Source organism: Georgenia subflava (assembly GCF_009193155.1).
In the GTDB taxonomy this organism is placed as follows: domain Bacteria; phylum Actinomycetota; class Actinomycetes; order Actinomycetales; family Actinomycetaceae; genus Georgenia; species Georgenia subflava.
This window is the reverse complement of sequence record NZ_VUKD01000003.1, coordinates 618208-637308: the sequence shown is the minus strand read 5'-3', so window position 1 is coordinate 637308 and position 19101 is coordinate 618208. Positions and strand designations below refer to the sequence as shown.

The following is a 19101-nucleotide window of genomic DNA, read 5'->3' as shown; positions in this document are numbered from 1 at the left end:
CGACCGAGGACACGATGACCGCCACTGCCACCAACACCGTCATGACCCAGGAGCAGGCCACCTGGTTCGCCGAGACGTTCACCCGCATCGTCGACAACGTCTCGCAGGCGGTGCTCGGCAAGCAGAACGTGGTCCGGCTCGTCGTCACCACCCTGCTCTCCGGCGGGCACGTGCTCCTCGAGGACTTCCCGGGCACCGGCAAGACCCAGCTCGCGCGGGCGCTCGGGCAGACCCTGCAGGCGAAGAGCAGCAGGATCCAGTTCACCCCGGACCTGCTGCCCTCCGACGTCACCGGCGTCTCGATCTTCGACCCGAAGACCCAGACGTTCGAGTTCCACGAGGGACCGATCTTCGCGTCGGTGGTGCTGGCGGACGAGATCAACCGGGCCTCGCCCAAGACCCAGTCCGCCCTCCTGGAGGTCATGGAGGAGGGCCGGGTCACCGTCGACGGCGTCCCGCACCCGGTCGGGCAGCCGTTCATCGTGCTCGCCACCCAGAACCCCATCGAGCAGGCCGGGACCTACCGGCTGCCCGAGGCCCAGCTCGACCGCTTCCTCATGAAGACCTCCGTCGGCTACCCCGACCACTCCGCCACGGTGCACATCCTGCAGGGCGCCTCCGTGCGCGACCGGGCCGGCACCCTCGACGCGGTCATCACCGGCCAGGCCGTCTCGGACATGGTCGACCTCGCCGACACCGTGCACGTCGACCCCGCCGTGCTGGAGTACGTCTCCCGGCTCGTGGAGGAGACCCGCCGGGCGCCCGGCGTCATCGTCGGCGTCTCCGTCCGCGGCGCGCTAGCCCTCGTCCGGGCGGCCAAGACCTGGGCCGCCGCGCACGGGCGCAACTACGTCGTGCCCGACGACGTCAAGGAGCTCGCCGAGCCCGTCCTCGCCCACCGCCTCGTCCTCGAGGCGGAGGCCGAGTTCGAGGGCGCCACCGCCGCTGACGCCCTCGCCGCCGTGCTCGCCGACGTCGTGCCCCCGGCCGTGCGCAGGGGCGCGCAGGAGCAGGCCCCGCGTCAGTGACCACCGAGCGCACCACCGGCACCACCACGACCGCCGGGCGGACCACCCTCACCCAGCGCCTGAGCACAATCCCCGGCGTCCAGGGTGCGCTGGAGCGAACCCGCGGCCAGCGCATGGCCACCGCGCGGGTGCTCCGCTGGGTCAGCGCGATCGGCTGGGGCGTCCTGCTGCTCGGCCTCGTGGCCTGGGCGGCCGGTGCGCGGCTCGGCTGGGTCGAGCTCGTCGCCGGCGGCGTCACGCTGCTCGCCGTCTTCGCCTGTGCGCTCGCCTTCACGCTCGGCCGCCAGCCCTACGAGGTGGACCTGCGGATGTCCGAGTCCCGGGTCGTCGTGGGGGAGCGGGCCATGGCTGGCGTCGTCGTGCGCAACACCGCCGCCCACCATGTGCTGCCGGCCCGCATCGAGCTGCCCGTCGGTGCCGCGGAGGTGAGCTTCGCGCTGCCCGGGCTCGCGCGGGGCGGCGAGCACGAGGAGCTCTTCGCCATACCCACCGCCCGCCGCGCCGTCATCGAGGTGGGCCCCGTCCGCTCAGTGCGCGGCGACCCGCTCGGCCTCGTGCGCCGCGCCATGACCTGGACGGACGTCCACGAGCTCTACGTCCACCCCCGCACCGTGCGCCTCGCCTCCACCGCCGCCGGGTTCCTGCACGACCTGGAGGGGCAGACGACCCGCGACATCACCAGCTCCGACCTGGCGTTCCACGCCCTGCGCGAGTACATCCCCGGCGATGACCGCCGCTACATCCACTGGCGCTCGTCGGCGCGCACCGGCACGCTCATGGTGCGCCAGTTCGAGGAGACCCGCCGCTCCCACATCGTGGTCGCGCTCAGCCGCAACGCCGCCGACTACACCGAGGACGACGAGCTGGAGATCGCGATCTCCACCGCCGGGTCCCTCGGGCTGCAGGCCATCGCGGAGGAGAAGGACCTCACCCTTCTCACCAGCCACGAGGCCCTGCCGGTCCACTCGCGCCGGCAGCTGCTGGACTCCCTCACCCGGCTCGAGCCCGGCACCGGGCCCGGCGGCGTCGTGTCCATGGCCCAGACCGTCTCCCGCGACGTCGAGCACGCCTCGATGGCGATCCTGATCTGCGGCTCCGCCGTGACCGCGCACAGCATCCGGGCCGCCGGCGCCGTGCTGCCGCTCGGGGTGCGGGCCGTGGCCGTCCGGGTCGACGCGGACGCCGAGGCCGGCGTCTCCACCGTCGGCGTGGTCACGGTCGTCACCGTCGGCGCCCTCGACGAGCTGCCCCGCGCCCTGCGGAAGGCGATGCGATGATCGCCGCGCTGAAGGACCTCCTGTCCCGCCGGTGGGTCGACGTCACGGTCCTCGCCTGCCTCGTGCTCGTGGCCCTCGTCCCGTTCGTCCCCGTGTTCGGCAGCGCACGGCTCGTGGTCGCCGCGCTCGGCGGGGTCCTCCTCGGTGCCGCGCTGGCGCTCGTCGGTGCCGTCCGGCGGTGGGGCGCCCTGACCATGCTCGCCGCGGGCGCCGTCGTCCTCGTCGTGTTCTCCTCCCTCGGCGCCCCGACGACGGCCCTGGGCGGCGTCGTGCCGACCCCCGAGACGGTCGGCGCCGTCGGGCGGGGCGTGGTGACGTCCTGGAAGGAGATCGTCACCGTCCTGCCACCGCTCGGCGCGGGCGGGGCGATGCTGACCGCGCCGTACCTGCTCGGCCTGGTGGCGACGTGCACCGCGGTGACCGTCGCGCTGCGCACCCGGCGGCCCCTCTGGGCGCTGGTGCCACCGCTGCTCGTGCTGCCCACCGCCATCCTGCTGGGCACGGCGGACGTGACCACCTCCGTCCCCGTCGGCCTCGTGGTCGCCGTCGCCGCCCTCGTCTGGGCGAGCTGGCGCACCGGGCGCATGCACGACGGACGCTGGCTCGGCGTGGGCGCCCTCGTCCTCGCCGGCCTGGTGGCCGGGACCGGCGTCGGGGTCCTCGCCCCGCCGGACGGGCGCCTCGTGCTGCGCGAGCGGATCGACCCGCCGCCCGACCTGCACGACTACGCGAGCCCGCTCGCCGGGTTCCGGGAGTACGTCAAGGACCATCGCGACGAGCCGGTCCTGACCGTGGAGGGCCTGCCGGCCGACGCCCAGGTGCGCCTGGCCGTGCTCGACGCCTACGACGGCACCACCTGGGCCGTGTCCGACGCCGCGACCTCGGGCTCTGGAGAGTTCATGCGCATCGGCGAGCGGATCGAGCCGCAGCTCGTCGACGGTCTGCACCGCACCACCGTCACGGTCGGCGAGTACGCCGGCGTGTGGGTGCCGGTCCTGGGGCGCACCTACGACGTCGACTTCACCGGCGCCGGTGCCGAGGAGCTCGCACGGAGCTTCTACTTCAACCGCGCCACCGGCACCGGGATCGCGACGGCGGCCCTCGGCGAGGGCGACACGTACCAGGTCCTCGCGGAGGTGCCGTCCCGGCCCAGCGCCACCCAGCTCGAGGGCGCGCCCCTGGCCGACGTCGCGCTGCCCGAGGCCGTGTACCCGGAGGCCGCCTCCGTCATGGCCGCCCAGCTCACCGCGGAGGCCGGCACGGACCTCGCGCGCATCACCGCGATCGAGCGCGGCCTGCAGCAGGGCTACTTCTCGCACGGGCTCGAGGGGGAGACCCCGTCGCTCCCCGGGCACGGGGCCGCCCGCATCGACGAGCTCCTCGGCGGCGAGGCGATGGTCGGCGACGAGGAGCAGTACGCGGCGGCGATGGCCCTGATCCTGCGCTCCATCGGCATCCCGTCGCGCGTCGTCATGGGCTTCGAGGCGCCCGCCGCCACGGACGGCCCCGTCGAGCTGACCGGCGACGACGTCACCGCGTGGGTCGAGGTGCCCTTCGAGGGCTACGGGTGGGTGTCGTACTACCCGACGCCGGACGAGGACCGCATCTGGCAGGAGGAGTCCCCGGTGCCGCAGAACCGGCCCCAGCCGCAGGTCCTCCAGCCCCCGCCACCCGCCCAGGAGCCGCCGGACGCGCCGCCGTCGGACCGTCAGGACGTCGAGATCGACGACGACGAGCCCGAGGAGGAGACCCAGCTGCCGGTCGCCGCGATCGTCGCGGCGGCGGTGGGCGGCCTGCTGCTGCTCCTGCTCGCGCCGCTGGCGGTCATCGTCGCGGTCAAGCTGCGACGCCGGAAGCGGCGCCGTACCCGCGGTAGCACGTCGGCGCGCGTCGCCGGCGGCTGGGCGGAGGTCATGGACGTCGCCAAGGACCTCGGTCTGGACGTCTCGCGCACCGCCACCCGCACGCAGGCCGCCGAGGAGGTGGTCGCGGCGCTGGCCCTCCCCGGCACGGACACCCGGCGGGCGCGGCGCACCGCCCCGGTGGACGCCTCGACCGCCCGGGCGACGGCGCTGGCGCAGCGGACGGACGCCGGCACCTTCGGTCCGACGCTGCCCGACGAGAACCACGTACGCGGCTACTGGACCGAGGTCGAGTCCACCCTGGGCCGGCTGCAGACCGCCGTCGGCACGCGACGCTGGTGGCGCTCGAGGGTCTCGACCCGCTCGCTGCGCCGCGCCGGCGGGCGCAAGGACGGCCGCGCACGCACCAGCACCCGGACCAAGGCCGGGCGAGGAGAGGACTAGACGTTGCGGATCAAGCTGACCCTGCTGCGCACGAGCGCCGAGCCGGTCGACCTGGCGGTCACCGTCGACGGCACCGCGACCGTCGGCGACGTCGCCCGCAACCTGCACGAGACCGACCCGATCCCGGTCTCGCTCTCCGCCGACGAGCTGGAGAACCTCACGCTGCGCCGGCACGCCCGTCCCGGGCCGGGCCCCGACGAGACCCGGCTGCTCGACCCGGACACCCCCGCCACGCAGACCGTGCGGCCGGGCACCGTGGTCTCCCTCGCCCAGGCCACCCGCCGGTTCGAGCGACGCGACCCCCAGGGCCCGCCGGTCGCCCGGCTCACCGTCGTCGAGGGACCCGACGCCGGCCGGACCGTCGACCTGCCCGAGGGCACCACCATCCTCGGCCGCGGCAAGGGCTGCGACGTGCGCCTGGCGGACCCCACGGTCTCCAAGGAGCACGCGAGGCTGACGGTCACCGACGTGGTGGAGATCGCCGACCTCCGCTCCGCGAACGGCCTGCTCATGGGCGACGGGCAGGTCCAGCGGGCCGCGCTGCTGCCCCAGGACACCGTCACCCTCGGCGACACGACGATCCGGGTCGAGCGGATCGCGGCCTCCCGGCACACCCGCCCCGACGCCGCCCTGGTCGAGTTCAACAGGTCCCCGCGCCTGGCCCCGGCCTTCGAGGGCGAGGAGACCGAGGCGCCGAAGCCGCCGGCCCCGCTGAAGCCGGCGAAGTTCCCGCTCATCATGCTGATCGTGCCGCTCATCATGGTTCCGGTGTTCCTCATGATCGGGCGCAGCCCGATCATGCTCGCCTTCATGGCGATGATGCCGCTGATGGTCGTCGGCACCTGGATCGACCGGCGGTGGACGAACAAGAAGGAGTTCCAGGCCCAGGTCGAGCAGTTCACCGCCACCCTGGCCTCGGTCCGCAAGGACCTCGACGCCCGCCGGGCCACCGAGCGCGAGATGCGCCTGGCGGAGCACCCCTCCGCCGTCGCCCTGCACGCCGCCGCCCTCGAGCTGGACCCGCTGCTGTGGACCCGCCGGCCCGAGCACGACGCCTTCCTCTCGCTCCGGCTCGGCGTCGGCACCATGCCCTCGCGCACGGAGGTGAAGCTGCCGAACCGGGGCAGCAGCACCGACGAGTACTGGGACCAGCTCACGGGCCTGCAGGCCGACTTCCTCATGGTCGACGGCGTCCCGGTCACCGCCCAGCTGCGCGAGTGCGGCGCGGTGGGCCTCGCCGGTCCGCGGCAGGTGCTGGACGACGCCGCACGGGCGGTGGTCGGCCAGCTCGTCGCCACGCACTCGCCCGCCGAGCTCGTCCTCACCGTCGCCACCTCCGCGGCCAGCGCCCGCCGGTGGGACTGGACCAAGTGGCTCCCGCACGTCGGCTCCGTGCACTCGCCCCTGGACGGCCCCCACATCGGCTCCCACCAGGCCGGGGTGCTGCAGCTCGTCTCCCGGCTCGAGGGGCTCGTCGACGAGCGCCGCGCCGCGCGCGTGGCGCGCGAGCAGCAGCACCTGCCGATCGTCGTGCTCCTGGTGGAGGACGACGCCCCCGTCGAGCGCGGCCGCCTGGTGCGCCTCGCCGAGGAGGGGCCCGCCGCCGGGGTGCACGTGATCTGGTGCGCCGGCGCGGTCGAGCGGCTGCCCGCCGTGTGCCGAACGTTCGTGTCGGTCTCCACGTCGACGGACGCCGGCGTCGCCGGCTACGTCAAGGACGGCCGCGCCGTCACGCCGATGGCCCTCGAGGTCCTCGCCGAGCCGCAGGTGGCGGCGCTGGCCACCCACCTCGCGGCGGTCACCGACGCCGGCGCCCCCGTGGACGACGCCTCCGACCTGCCCGGCCGGGTGTCCTACCTCGCGCTCGTCGGCCCAGAGACGGCCCAGGGCGCCCAGCCGATCCTCGAGCGGTGGACCGAGAACGGGTCGCTGACTCCGCGCGACGGGCGCCCGCCCCAGCGGCGCCGCCACGACGCCAACCTCCGCGCCATGATCGGCCAGGGCGCCACCGAGCCCTTCACCCTGGACCTGCGCACCCAGGGCCCGCACGCCCTGGTCGGCGGCACCACCGGCGCCGGTAAGTCCGAGTTCCTGCAGTCCTGGGTGCTGGGCATGGCCACCGCGCACAGCCCCGACCGGGTGACGTTCCTCTTCGTCGATTACAAGGGCGGCTCGGCTTTCGCGGACTGCCTCGACCTGCCGCACACCGTCGGCCTGGTCACCGACCTCTCGCCGCACCTGGTGCGCCGCGCCCTGACCTCCCTGCGCGCGGAGCTGCACCACCGCGAGCACCTGCTCAACCGCAAGGGCGCGAAGGACCTCATCACCCTCGAGCGCACCGGCGACCCCGAGGCGCCGCCGAGCCTGATCATCATCGTCGACGAGTTCGCGGCGCTGGCCACGGAGGTGCCCGAGTTCGTCGACGGCGTCGTCGACGTCGCCCAGCGGGGCCGGTCCCTGGGGCTGCACCTGGTGCTCGCGACGCAGCGCCCGGCGGGCGTCATCAAGGACAACCTCCGCGCGAACACGAACCTGCGGGTGGCCCTGCGGATGGCGGACGAGAACGACTCCACCGACGTCCTCGGTCTGCCGATGGCCGCCCACTTCGACCCCGGGACGCCCGGCCGCGGCGCCGCCCGCACCGGGCCGGGCCGCATCACCATGTTCCAGGCCGGCTACGCCGGCGGGCGCACGACCGACGCCGCCCCCACGGCCCAGGTCGACGTCGAGACCCTCGCCATGGGCGCCGGGGTGCGGTGGGAGAAGCCCGAGCGTCCCGACGAGGCGAGGGCGGCGGCCGAGAAGGACGAGGGCCCCACCGACATCGCCCGCATCGTCGCCTCGGTCCGGGCCGCAGCCGAGACCGCCGGCGTGCCCGCGCCGCGCAAGCCGTGGCTGCCCACCCTCGCCGACGTGCAGGACCTGTCCGCCCTGCGGCCGCGGAGCGACTCGGCGCTCGTGCTCGGCGTCGTCGACGACCCCGCCCACCAGCGCCAGACCGCGACGTTCTACCGCCCCGACACCGACGGCAACATCGTCTTCTACGGAGCCGGCGGGTCCGGCAAGTCCACGGCCCTGCGCACCCTCGCCATCGGCGCGGGCATCACGCCCCGCGGCGGCCCGGTGCAGGTGTACGGCCTCGACTTCTCCTCCGGCGGCCTCGCACCGCTGGAGAGCCTGCCGCACGTCGGCGCCGTCATCGACGGCGACGACGGCGAGCGGGTCCAGCGCCTGCTCGGCATGCTCCGTGACCTCGTCGAGGAACGGTCCGGACGCTACGCGGAGGCCCGCGCGAGCACCATCGAGGAGTACCGCGAGCTGACCGGCCGGCGCGACGAGGCCCGCATCCTGGTGCTGGTGGACGGGTTCGCGGCCTTCCGGTCCGAGTGGGAGACCACGATCGGCCGCTCGGCCTGGTACCAGCTCTTCCTCCAGCTGCTCGTCGACGGGCGCTCGGCGGGGGTGCACGTCGCCGTCACCGCCGACCGGCCGGGGGCGATCCCCACCTCGGTGACCGGGTCCCTGCCGCGGCGGGTGATCATGCGGCTGGCCGACGAGAACGCGTACATGCAGCTCGGCGCCCCGAAGGACGTCCTCGACGCGACGTCGGTCCCCGGCCGGGCCATCACCCCCTCGGGGCTGGAGATGCAGATCGCCGTGCTCGGCGGGACCGCCAACCTCGCCGAGCAGGTGCGTGCCATCGAGAAGCTCGGCGGCACCCTGCGCCGTGCGGGGACGCCGCAGGCGCCGCCCGTGCGGCGGCTGCCGGAGCTCGTGCCGGCCGAGGACATGCCCGCGCACGTGGAGGGCCGGCCGGTCCTCGGCGTGGCCGACGACACCCTCGAGCCCGTCGGCTTCGAGCCCGTCGGCACGTTCCTGCTCGCCGGTCCGGCCGAGTCGGGGCGCACGAACGCGCTGCGGTGGCTCACCAACTCGATCGCCACGACCGAGCCCGCCACCCGGTTCGTCTACCTGGGCGCCCGCCGCTCGGTCCTGGCGTCGCAGGACCTGTGGGAGCACACGGCGACGGGTGCCGCGGACGTGGCGGAGAAGGCGAAGGAGATCCTGCCGATGTTCGCCACCCCGCCGGAGGTGGGCGAGGTGGGCCACGTGCTCGTCGTCGAGAACCTCGCGGACTTCCTCTCCAGCCCCGCGGAGAAGCCGGTCACCGAGCTGATCCAGCACATCAAGCGCAACGAGCACCTCGTCATCGCCGACGGCGAGACGTCCACCTGGGGCTCGTCCTGGCCGCTGCTGGCCGAGGTCCGCAACGGTCGACGCGGGCTCGCGCTGCAGCCCGAGGCCGTCGAGGGCGACTCGCTCTTCCGGACCTCCTTCCCCCGGGTCCAGCGCAAGGAGTTCCCGCCCGGGCGCGGGATGTACGTGGCCAAGGGCAAGGTGCACCGGATCCAGCTCCCGCTGCTCGGATGAGGGTGGGCAGGGGAGTTCTCCCCATGCCGCGAGGATGAGCCGCGGGGTGCCCGTGCGGTAGAAACGACTCATCACCGGCGCCACGTGCGCGACGCGCGACGCCAGAAGGAGGGGGACACATGGCGGACATCGATGTGGACACCGAGCTGCTCAGGGCCACCGGCCGACAGCTGGGCGACATCGTCGAGACGCTCAAGGGTGCCAAGGAGGACGCGGCGGACCTCGCTGCCCACGTGGGTCACGGCGGCCTCGCCGACCGCGTGCGGGACTTCGCCGACAACTGGCAGAGCCGCCGCCAGGAGATGGTGGAGACCATCGCCGGCCTCGGCAGCGTCTCGGAGAACGTCGGCATCGCGTTCGAGGAGTGGGACAGCGAGCTGGCGCGCGCCATCACCCAGGACCCCGAGACCACGCAGGGAGCGCGCTGATGACCAGGCCCACCGACTGGAGCCCGCTGAACATGTGGGACGACCCCGTCCCGGGCGACCCGGAGGCCGTGGCGACCGGCGCCGACAGCATGGTCGCGACGGCGAGCACGATCTCGGCCGCCGCCGAGAACCTGCGTTCGATCGCGGCGTCGGACGGGATGACGAGCAAGGCCGTGGACAAGTTCCGCGAGCGTGCCAACGAGGTGGCCGCGGAGATCGAGCTCGCGAAGGACCGCTACGCAGACACCGGTACGGCGCTGAACGGGTACGTCCCGCACCTGCGGCACGCCCAGACCTGGTCGGAGACGGCCCTGGAGAACGCGCGGGACGCCCGCACCGCGATGGCCACGGCGTCGGAGGACCTGGCGCAGCACCGCCGCGCCGGGTGGAACGCCGAGGACGACGCCGCCCGGACCAGGGCGGAGGAGAACGCCGACGCGGCACAGACGGCGTACAACGCCGCGGACGGGCGCCTCGAGGCCGCGTTCGCCCTGCTGCGGACCGCTGCGAACCACCGCGACGAGCACGCCGAGATCGCCCGGGGCAAGATCGAGGACGCGCTCGAGATCAACGACCTGGACGACTCGGGCTGGCGGCAGTTCCTCAACAAGAACGCCGAGTTCCTCGACGGCGTCGCCAAGGTGCTCGGCGCGATCGGTGCGGTCATCGCCGTCGTCTCCCTCTTCGTGCCCGGTCTGAACCTGCTCACGATCGCCCTCGTGGTGGGGGTGGGGGCCGCGGCGATCAACTTCGCCCTGGCGGAGAACGGCAACAAGGGCTGGGGCGACTTCGCCTGGGACGTCATCGGCCTGGCCACGCTCGGCGTCGGCAAGATCGGCGCCCTGGCGCTGCGCGGCGTGCGTGCCTCCCGCGCCACGCAGGTGGCCCGCAACCGTGCCTCCGTCCTCACCCCGGCCCGTCCGCGCGGCGTGCCGCGGCGCGGACGCGCCGGCAACCGTGCTTCCCGGCGCCGCTCGCGCACCGGGCGCGAGAGGGCGCGTCAGGAGTACCTGGACGCGACGACCCCGCCGACCACGCGCAACCCGTTCCAGTCGGCCCGGCAGAACGTCGCCGACAACGGCTGGGCCAACGTCCTGCGCTCCGGCGGCGGGGCGGACGCCTACCAGATGAGCTACTACCAGCGCATGGCCGTGCAGGGGCAGGGCGGTGGCCAGGCCGCCGACCAGCTCGTGCGTCTGCAGATGCTCACGGGTGGCTGGTCCAACGCCGAGGGCGCGATGTCGATCTACGGGACCACCGGGTTCGCCAACCCGGTGGCCAGCTGGGGCGGCAACGTCCTCGACTCGATGGTCGGCGACCAGCGCCAGCAGGACGACGTGGGCGGTTACCTCAGGTGAGTGCGTGAGCGGACCTGACGCCGCCCGTGGCCGCCAGGGCTCCTCCCTGACGGCCACCCCCGTGCGCCAGTTCCAGGTGGTCGCGCTCCTCACGCTCGCCGTCTTCGCGTGGGTGTCGCTCTACATCTCTGCCGCGCGGCACGTGATGCCGCGCGGCGGGCTCGTCGGCACGCTCGCCGACGTCACGGCCGGGGGACTGGGGGAGCGCTGGTACTCCTTCGTCGTGGCCGCGCTCTACTGGGGCCACGCCCCGGCGCTGTACCTGCTCGCCGGGTGGGGGCTCGTGCTGGCGGTCCGCACCGTGGCGACCTACCGGCCCGCGACCGCCGACCAGGACCCGCGGGCCATCCCGATCGTGCTGCTGTTCTGGGGCGCGGTGGCGCTGGCAGGCGCCTGCCGGGCCGTCGCGGGCTTCTTCGCGGCGACGTCGTCCTTCCTCGGCAGCGAGTACTTCGGGGTCGCCTTCGGTGCCTTCTGGGTGTGGATCGGCGTGGCCGTGCTCGCGCTGGGGACGGGTATCGTCGGAGCGGTCCTGCGGCGCCGGGAGCGGCGCGAGCGCGCAAGGCGCCGCCGTGAGGGCGCCGAGCGCAAGAGGGCGAGCAGGCAGGCTCGCAAGCGGCCTGGGCGCCAGGACGGCCACGCAGCCGCGACGAACCGGGGAGAGAACCGATGAATGCCGCCGTGACGAGCAGGGGGCGCGCCCACGTGCCGTTCACGATCGTCGTGCCGACGGGCTGGGGTCGCATCCCGGTCGGCAAGGGATCGCGCGAGGCGGTCGAGAAGATCCTCGACAGGACGTTCGCGGGAACCTCCGGGCCGCAGGCGGCGAGGCTCCGCAGCCAGATCCAGGGCGCCCTGCACCGCCAGCTGCGTGCTGCGGCGGCGCAGTCCGGGGTCGAGCTCTACCTCCCCGTGGAGCGGGTGCACGGGATCACGGTGCCGGCGTCCGTGATCGCGAGCGTGCCGAGCCTCGACGGCGACGACGAGCCGATGGACGTGCTGCTGGGCGTCGCCGCCCGGCACCCCGGCGCCGAGGTGATCGAGGTCGGCGGGACGCCCTGCGTCCGTGCGACGCGCGCGGGGCTCGCCTCCGACGGCGGCGGGGAGCTGTCCGGCTCGCCGGTCGCCAGCCGGCAGATCAGCTACTACCTGACCGACCCCACCGACACCTCCCGGTACGTGATCCTCGCGGCCACGATCCTGGAGGCGGACGGCGAGGGCGGAGCTGCGGTGGCCGACGCGGTCACCGAGCTCGTGGACGCGATGCTCACCACCTTCCGCTGGGTGGGGACGGAGGCCGCACGATGAAGTCCGTGAACCTGACCGCGCACCCCGACCCGGCCGTCTGGGTCCTCGTGCCGAACGGCTACCCCGACCGGCGCGGGACCGACCCGCTCGGGTGGGCGCGCTCCGTGGCCGAGGACTACGGCCCGACCGACGCCGAGGGACGCGAGCGCTTCACCCTGCTGATGCAGGACGTCGCGGAGAGCGAGCGGGGACGGGACGAGGGGGACGCCTACCTGTTCCTGCCCGAGGACCTCGGCGCGATGGCCAAGGCACGGCTGCTGTTCGTGCCCACCGCCGCGGTCGGGGAGGACGCCGCGCACGGGCCGCTGGACCCCGCGACCGAGACCTTCGACGCGCAGTACCTCGGCCGTGGCACCCGGACGGTCTCGGCCGGGCGCGCCCATCCCGCCAACGAGGACCTGCTCGTCACGGTGACCTACCGGTGGGACGTCGCGGACCTGACGGTCCTGCTCGTGCTCACCACGCTCGACCCGGCACAGGCCGTGACGATGCTGGACGAGCTCGACGAGTTCGCGGACAACCTCTGGCTCGAGGACTCCGACGGTGAGCTCGTCGGCAGCTGGGACCATGCCGAGGCATGACCCGGCCCGGGCGGACGGCGGCGACCGCGAGCGGGTGAGGTCCTACAACGAGCTCGCCCGGCTCACCCGCGCGGGCCGCCGGGACGAGCTCACCGACGCCGAGCGCGACGTGGTCGGCGCCGGCCGCGGGGACGCCGCCGGCCTGGTGGCCCTCGGCCTGGGCCTGGCCGGCCTCGGACCGATCGGTCTGGTGCCCGGGATCGTCTCCGTCCGTCGCTCCGCCGTGGGCCGGTCGTCCTGGCTCGGCCGCGTCGGCCTGCTGCTGTGCTGCGTCAGCACCGCGGTGATCGTCGGGGCGCTCGTGCTAGCCGTGCGGACCGGCTGAGCCGGCGCCGCCGACGTAGCGTCGCCCGACCCTGCACCGGCACCTCGTCCGTGCAGCCGTCACGCGCTCCACGCGGGCCTCTCGCGTACCCCGGATCGCCGCCGTCGGGTGCCACGCGGAGAGCAGTCAGCTGGGGCGTGCCGGAGCGCATCACTGCAGGTCAGAGCGGTGATGGGTAGTTGTCCCCATCGCCGGGACGCGACAAACGACCGGGCGCCCCGGTAGGAATGACTCAGCGGTTCCCGCCGGTCGGCGGTGGGACCACCAACCCGAAGGGGGAGTGACGCGAAGATGTCGAACATCAACGTCAGCTACGACGAGATGGAGCGCGAGGCCAACAGCCTCGCGACGGCCAAGGAGCAGATCATCGGGGACCTGAACCGGCTTCAGTCCCAGATCCAGAGCCTTGTCGACTCCGGCTTCGTCACGGACCAGGCCTCGGTCCGGTTCAACGAGTCGTACCAGCAGTTCACCCAGGGTGCGCAGTCGACCATCGAAGGCCTGCAGGACCTCTCGGCGTACCTGACCAATGCCGCCAACGCGCTCCGGGACACCGACAGCCAGCTGGCCGCCGGTATCTGATCGACCCGCCGGGCAGCGCCCGGCGTGGGGCGGGCACGGGCCGAGCGCTCGTGCCCGCGGTCGTCCGGCCAGGGTTCCGCGGCACAGGCCCGGTGAGGAAGGCGAGGAGGGGACGTTGCCGTTCGTACCGACGGTCGCCCGCCCCTACCTCTCCGCGGCGGAGGTCAGCGAACCGTGGTCGGCCAACGACACTCTCGCGCCCATTCGGCGCGAGGCGCTGGACGTGCTCGGACGTGCGTACGCCTCCCGTGCCCGGCTGGGCGCCGGGGCGGCGGCATGGCTTCTCGGCATCGCCGCCGCGATGCTCGGTGCCGCGGCGTACGAGCGCTGGCAGATGGCGGCGGCGGACGCGGTCGTGACGTGGCTCGCAGGGGGAGCTACGTTCATCGCCGTCTCCGCCGCCGTCCTCGGCCTGCTGGTGATCCGCGCCGGCAGCCTGCTCTCCCGTGCGGTCGCGGCCTGGCTCGCGACCCCCACCCGGGCGGGGCGGTTCCGGGACGCCGCCCGACCGCACCGGGCCATCGCCACCCGCACGGTCCTGGGGTTCCTGGCGCTGGCCGCCCTGCTGGGCGTGCTGGCCGTCCTGGCCGGGGAGATCCTTCCCAGCGCCGCGGCGCTCGGGCTCACGCCGCTCGACGTGCACGAGCTCAGCCGCGCGGAGGCCAAGGCCGGCGTCACGGTCGATGTGGCCCGGGTGCTCGGTTCCGGCGTCGCCGCGCTGGCGACGGGGCTCGCGACCGTGAGCCTGCTCTCCGGCGCGAACCGGATCCACGCCGCCGCCTGGACCCCCGCTCCCGAAGTGCCGCCCGTCGGGCCGGGGACACCGGGGGCGCGCACGGCACGGCAGACTGTTGCCATGCTCCTCGTGCCCGGCCCGGCCCAGCCCTTCCTCGACCCCGGCGACTACCGGCGCGACTGGACCACCTTCGGCTCCATGATGATCCGCCGTCAGGTCGCGCTCCGCACCCTCTACCCGGCCTACGCCGACCTCGGACGGCTGGCGGTCGGCACCCTGGCCTGGGTCCTCGGTCTCGCCGGCGCCACGCTCGTGCGGGCGGGTGCCGGGCGTGAGAGCGCCCTCGGCCTGACAGGTGCGCCCGCGGTCGTCACGGGCGCCGTCCTGCTGCTCCTGGGCGCCGCGACCGGCGCGCTCGTGATCGTCGCCGGGGCACGGCTGTCCCGCGGGACCGCGCTCTGGGCGATGCTGCCGCACCTGCTGCACGGGGACGGCTCGCGTCGTCCGGCCGGGACCCCGCCGCCCGGCCGCCCGGTGCCGTCGGGAGACCAGGCACCGGCGGGAAGCCTGGTGCCACGGCTGCTCGCCGGGACCGTCGCCGGCATCGTCGCGGTGGTCTGGTCGGTCGACGTCGTCCGGGACGGCGTCGAGGCGCTGGCCGCCTACGCCACCCCCGCCGACCGCGGGAGTGCCCTCGGCTCGCTGCTCGGGGCGACGGTCTCGTGGACCGCCGCCGTCTGCACGCTGCTCGGGCGAGCCCGCGTCCGCGCGGCCGTGACCGGCCGGGTCGGCCCCCGGCTGCACCGGAGCGTGCTCGCCGAGCTGCACGGGCAGGCCGCTGGCTTCGCGTCGGGCCCCGCGACCGGTCCTTTCGCTTCCGGTGATGCCGCCCGCTCCGGCCTCGCCGCCACCTCCGGCCATGTCGCCGGCTCCGGCCCTGCCGCCGCCTCCGGCCCTGCCGCCGGCTCCGGCCTCGCCGCCGCAGCACCGTCCGGGGTCGGCTCCCCGCCGGCGCCGACCGCGCCGGTCTCCGCCGCGCCGCACCGACAAGCGGCTTCCCCACCTGGCGCCGGACCGACGCCCGACGCCCCGACGACGGCATCCTCGACGGCTCAGGAGCCGCGCGGCAGCGTCATCAGCGCCGTCCCCGGCCAGCCACCGGCGACGCGGCAGCCGGTGTCCCGGGCTGCCGCACCCCGGGCCGCCGCGCCCCGGGCTGCCGCGCCCCAGGTCCGCATCGACGGCACCCTGCTGCGGCCGGGCACCTCGCTGGTCGGCCGCGGCCCCGTCCCGCGGGCGGGCGAGCAGATCGACCACACGGTGCCGGTCGCCGACCGGACGCTGTCCAAGACCCATCTCGCGCTGCGGGTCGGGCCCACGTCGGTCTGGGTCACCGACCGCGCCTCGACGAACGGGACAGTGCTCGTGACCTCGGACGGCGAGCAGCGGCTGGAGCCGTGGCGGGAGACCGAGGTCCCGCCGGGCGGGCGGATCCGTGCGGGTGCCACCGTCATCAGCCGCACCGCCGCGGAGCCTGACACCGGCGGCGACGACGTCGAGAGCACCGTCCTGCGGGAGTCCTGAGCAGTCCCGGATCTGAGACGGCCGCGGACGCGGCGTGACGACGCCTGCGCGGCGCGCTAACCTCGCCACGTGCGCATGGTCCGCCCTGGGCAGCACCTGCTGCTCCTTCCGTGCCGCGACGAGGCCTTCTGAGGCCGGCTCCTCGTCGCGGCGATCGTCGTGCCTGGCCATCGAGACGCACCAGCGACGAGGAAGACCGATGAAGACGCAGCACCACATCACCGCCCAGCAGCCCTCCGCCATGCCGGTGGCCAAGTACCGCCCGTTCGAGGAGACCAACGGCGTCGACCTGCCGGACCGCACCTGGCCGAGCCGGCGCACCACCCGCGCCCCGCGGTGGCTGTCCACCGACCTGCGCGACGGCAACCAGGCCCTCATCGAGCCGATGAACGCCCAGCGCAAGCGGCAGATGTTCGACCTGCTCGTGCGCATGGGCTACAAGGAGATCGAGATCGGCTTCCCCGCCGCCTCGCAGACCGACTTCGACTTCGTGCGCTCCCTCGTCGCCGGCGACGCCGTGCCGGAGGACGTGACCGTGTCCGTGCTCACCCAGTCGCGTCCGGAGCTGATCCACCGCACCATCGACTCGCTCGTCGGCTTCCCGCGCGCCACGGTGCACCTGTACAACGCCACCGCCCCGGTCTTCCGCGACATCGTGTTCCGCAACGACCGTGAGGCGACGAAGGAGCTCGCGTCGTCCGGCACCCGCGAGGTCCTCGCCTACGCCGAGAAGGTCCTGCCCGACGACACGGTCTTCGGCTACCAGTACTCGCCGGAGATCTTCGTCGACACCGAGCTCGACTACGCCCTGGAGGTCTGCGAGGCCGTCATGGACGTGTGGCAGCCCGAGGACGGGCGCGAGATCATCCTCAACCTGCCCGCCACCGTCGAGCGCGCGACCCCGAACGTGTACGCCGACCAGATCGAGTGGATGAGCCGGCACCTGTCCCGCCGCGAGCACATCGCCCTCTCGCTGCACCCCCACAACGACCGCGGTACCGGGGTCGCGGCCGCCGAGCTGGGCCTGCTCGCGGGCGCCGACCGGGTGGAGGGCTGCCTCTTCGGCCAGGGCGAGCGCACCGGCAACGTCGACCTCGTCACCCTCGGCCTGAACCTGTTCAGCCAGGGCATCGACCCGATGATCGACTTCTCCGACATCGACGGCGTGCGCCGCACCGTCGAGGCGTGCACCCAGATGGACGTCCACCCGCGCCACCCGTACGGCGGCGACCTCGTCTACACGTCCTTCTCAGGCTCCCACCAGGACGCGATCAAGAAGGGCTTCACCGCCCGCGACGAGCGGGTCGCGGCCGCCGGGGGCGAGGAGTCCGCCGTCGTCTGGGAGCTGCCGTACCTGCCGATCGACCCCAAGGACGTCGGCCGCAGCTACGAGGCGGTCGTGCGGGTCAACTCCCAGTCCGGCAAGGGCGGTGTCGCCTACCTGCTGTCGTCCACCCGGCACCTCGACCTGCCGCGCCGTCTGCAGATCGAGCTGTCCGGCATCGTCCAGAAGCACACCGACGCCTACGGCGGCGAGATCGACGCCGAGCAGCTGTGGTCGATCTTCGCCGACGAGTACCTGCCCCACAGCGCGGCCATGGGGCTCGAGCCGTGGGGGCGCTTCGCCCTCGAGGGCACGACCGTCACGACCGCCGGCGAGGGCGAGGACGCCGTCCTGACCGTGACGCTGGTCGACGCCGGCGAGGAGAAGGTCGTCGCCGCCACCGGCAACGGCCCCATCGACGCCTTCGTCAACGCCTTGGGGGAGGTCGGGGTCGAGGTGAACGTCCTCGACTACGCCGAGCACGCCCTCTCGGCCGGCGGGGACGCGACCGCGGCCTCCTACGTCGAGTGCGAGGTGGGCGGCCAGGTGCTGTGGGGCGTGGGCATCGACCCGTCGACGATGACGGCCTCCTTCAAGGCCATCGTCTCGGCCGTCAACCGCGCCGGGCGCTGAGCCGCACCGGCGACGCCCGTACCGAGGACCGATGGCAGCCGCACGACCCCTCCGCGACTGGCACCTGCCGCCCGGGCTGGGATGGACACCGCAGCGCGACGTCACGGTCTTCGGACATGACGGCCCGCCGCTCCTCGTCGACCCCTGGGAGGTGCTCGAGGCGCCCGGCGGGCCGGTGGGCGTGGCGGTCCTCACCACGCCCCCGGCAGACGTCGCGGCCGCGGACACGCCCGACCGGCACCGGCCGACGCTGCTCGTCGAGCGCCGCGCGCTCGCCGTCACCGCCGGACGCGCCCGTACCCGCCTCGCGCAGCCGCCGCCGGCGGAACCCGGGCAGCCGGTGCTCCCGCGGCACCGCGTGGTGGGGTCCCCGCACGGCCCGGTCACCCTGCTCTCGACGCGCCCGTGGGGCGGGCGCACCGGTCCCGACGTGCGCGTGGTCGCCGTCGTCGTCCCGTCCGGCTCGGCCGACGCGCTCGTCCTGACCCTGACCTGGGACGACGAGCACGGACTGGACGTGCTCGAGTCGCTCGCCGAGAGACTGGTGGCGGGCCTCGAGGTGGAGCTCGGACCGGCTCGGGCGCCCGGGACGTCCCGGTCCGGACGGTCGCCCGGTGCTTCACGGGCCGGGGCGGCGCGTGCCGACCGTTCCTTCGGGCAGCCGTTCCCGCCGCCCGGGTGGGTCGGCACCCGCGCCGGCGGGACGTGGGAGCGCGCCGCGACCCGGTTGACAGCCGTGGCGCGGCGGCTCTTCGGGCCCCGCAGGTTCCGGCGCGCCACGGTCACCGCGTGGGTCGCTGTGGCTCTGCTCGTCGGGGTCATCGCCGCAGGCTGGGACGGCGTCGGCGTCGTACTCATCCTCGCCGCTTTCGCGCTGTGCCTGGCGATGCCCGCGCTGCTCGTCTGGCGGGCCTGGACGGTGGCGCACGGGCTCGTCACCGACCCGGCGCACTACGACCCGTCCCAGCTGCCCGGCACCGCGCGCTCCAGGGGGCTGGTCGCGTACCTGGTCGCCGCCGCCGCGCTCGGCGGCCTGGTGCTGGCGACGGCGCTCGACGGGGCGCCGTGGTGGTACGTGGCCGCCGGCTGGTACTACCTCGCCGCGCACGTGGTGCTCGTGGTCCTCGAGACCGGCCTCGGCCTGGCACCCGCCGTGCGTGACCGGCTCGCCCGGCGCGGGCGGTAGGCGCGGCGCCGGCC

14 protein-coding genes are annotated in these 19101 nt (G+C 74.5%); all 14 read left to right on the top strand.

Annotated features, from left to right (window positions below):
• The first annotated feature begins 14 nt into the window (after positions 1 to 14).
• The 14 genes from GD748_RS12870 to GD748_RS12805 all read left to right on the top strand — a co-directional run bounded on the left by GD748_RS12870 (position 15) and on the right by GD748_RS12805 (position 19087).
• Positions 15 to 1028 carry an AAA family ATPase gene (locus GD748_RS12870; protein WP_226921287.1) on the top strand — a complete coding sequence of 338 codons (1014 nt, stop codon included), beginning with the start codon at positions 15 to 17 and terminating at the stop codon, positions 1026 to 1028.
• Positions 1025 to 2305, top strand: coding sequence for a DUF58 domain-containing protein (locus GD748_RS12865; protein WP_226921286.1), 1281 nt, complete (start codon positions 1025 to 1027; stop codon positions 2303 to 2305). The genes GD748_RS12870 and GD748_RS12865 overlap by 4 nt, the downstream gene beginning before the upstream one ends.
• Complete coding sequence (locus GD748_RS12860; protein ID WP_152195566.1) at positions 2302 to 4611, top strand: transglutaminase family protein; 2310 nt, start codon at positions 2302 to 2304, stop codon at positions 4609 to 4611. The genes GD748_RS12865 and GD748_RS12860 overlap by 4 nt, the downstream gene beginning before the upstream one ends.
• A 3-nt stretch (positions 4612 to 4614) precedes the next feature.
• The gene (locus GD748_RS12855; protein ID WP_152195565.1) at positions 4615 to 9042 is read left to right on the top strand and encodes an FtsK/SpoIIIE domain-containing protein; all 4428 of its coding nucleotides are present in this window, start codon (positions 4615 to 4617) and stop codon (positions 9040 to 9042) included.
• Positions 9043 to 9161: 119 nt separating this feature from the next.
• On the top strand, positions 9162 to 9470 hold the full coding sequence (locus GD748_RS12850; protein WP_152195564.1) for a hypothetical protein: 309 nt from the start codon (positions 9162 to 9164) through the stop codon (positions 9468 to 9470).
• Positions 9470 to 10828 carry a DUF308 domain-containing protein gene (locus tag GD748_RS12845; RefSeq protein WP_152195563.1) on the top strand — a complete coding sequence of 453 codons (1359 nt, stop codon included), beginning with the start codon at positions 9470 to 9472 and terminating at the stop codon, positions 10826 to 10828. Before GD748_RS12850 ends, GD748_RS12845 begins: the two co-directional genes overlap by 1 nt.
• A gap of 4 nt (positions 10829 to 10832) precedes the next feature.
• Entirely contained in the window at positions 10833 to 11501 is a 669-nt protein-coding gene (locus tag GD748_RS12840; RefSeq protein ID WP_152195562.1) for a hypothetical protein, read from the top strand.
• The gene (locus GD748_RS12835) at positions 11498 to 12136 is read left to right on the top strand and encodes a hypothetical protein (protein WP_152195561.1); all 639 of its coding nucleotides are present in this window, start codon (positions 11498 to 11500) and stop codon (positions 12134 to 12136) included. Before GD748_RS12840 ends, GD748_RS12835 begins: the two co-directional genes overlap by 4 nt.
• Positions 12133 to 12717, top strand: coding sequence for a hypothetical protein (locus GD748_RS12830; RefSeq protein WP_152195560.1), 585 nt, complete (start codon positions 12133 to 12135; stop codon positions 12715 to 12717). Before GD748_RS12835 ends, GD748_RS12830 begins: the two co-directional genes overlap by 4 nt.
• Positions 12704 to 13042 carry a hypothetical protein gene (locus tag GD748_RS12825; RefSeq protein ID WP_152195559.1) on the top strand — a complete coding sequence of 113 codons (339 nt, stop codon included), beginning with the start codon at positions 12704 to 12706 and terminating at the stop codon, positions 13040 to 13042. Before GD748_RS12830 ends, GD748_RS12825 begins: the two co-directional genes overlap by 14 nt.
• A gap of 291 nt (positions 13043 to 13333) precedes the next feature.
• Positions 13334 to 13624, top strand: a complete 291-nt coding sequence (locus GD748_RS12820) for a WXG100 family type VII secretion target (protein WP_152195558.1) — start codon at positions 13334 to 13336, stop codon at positions 13622 to 13624.
• A 115-nt stretch (positions 13625 to 13739) separates the two neighbouring features.
• Entirely contained in the window at positions 13740 to 15944 is a 2205-nt protein-coding gene (locus GD748_RS12815; RefSeq protein ID WP_152195557.1) for an FHA domain-containing protein, read from the top strand.
• Positions 15945 to 16143: 199 nt separating this feature from the next.
• Positions 16144 to 17901 carry a 2-isopropylmalate synthase gene (gene leuA, locus GD748_RS12810; RefSeq protein ID WP_226921284.1) on the top strand — a complete coding sequence of 586 codons (1758 nt, stop codon included), beginning with the start codon at positions 16144 to 16146 and terminating at the stop codon, positions 17899 to 17901.
• Between the two features lie 31 nt (positions 17902 to 17932).
• Complete coding sequence (locus tag GD748_RS12805; protein ID WP_152195556.1) at positions 17933 to 19087, top strand: hypothetical protein; 1155 nt, start codon at positions 17933 to 17935, stop codon at positions 19085 to 19087.
• Positions 19088 to 19101: the final 14 nt, after the last annotated feature.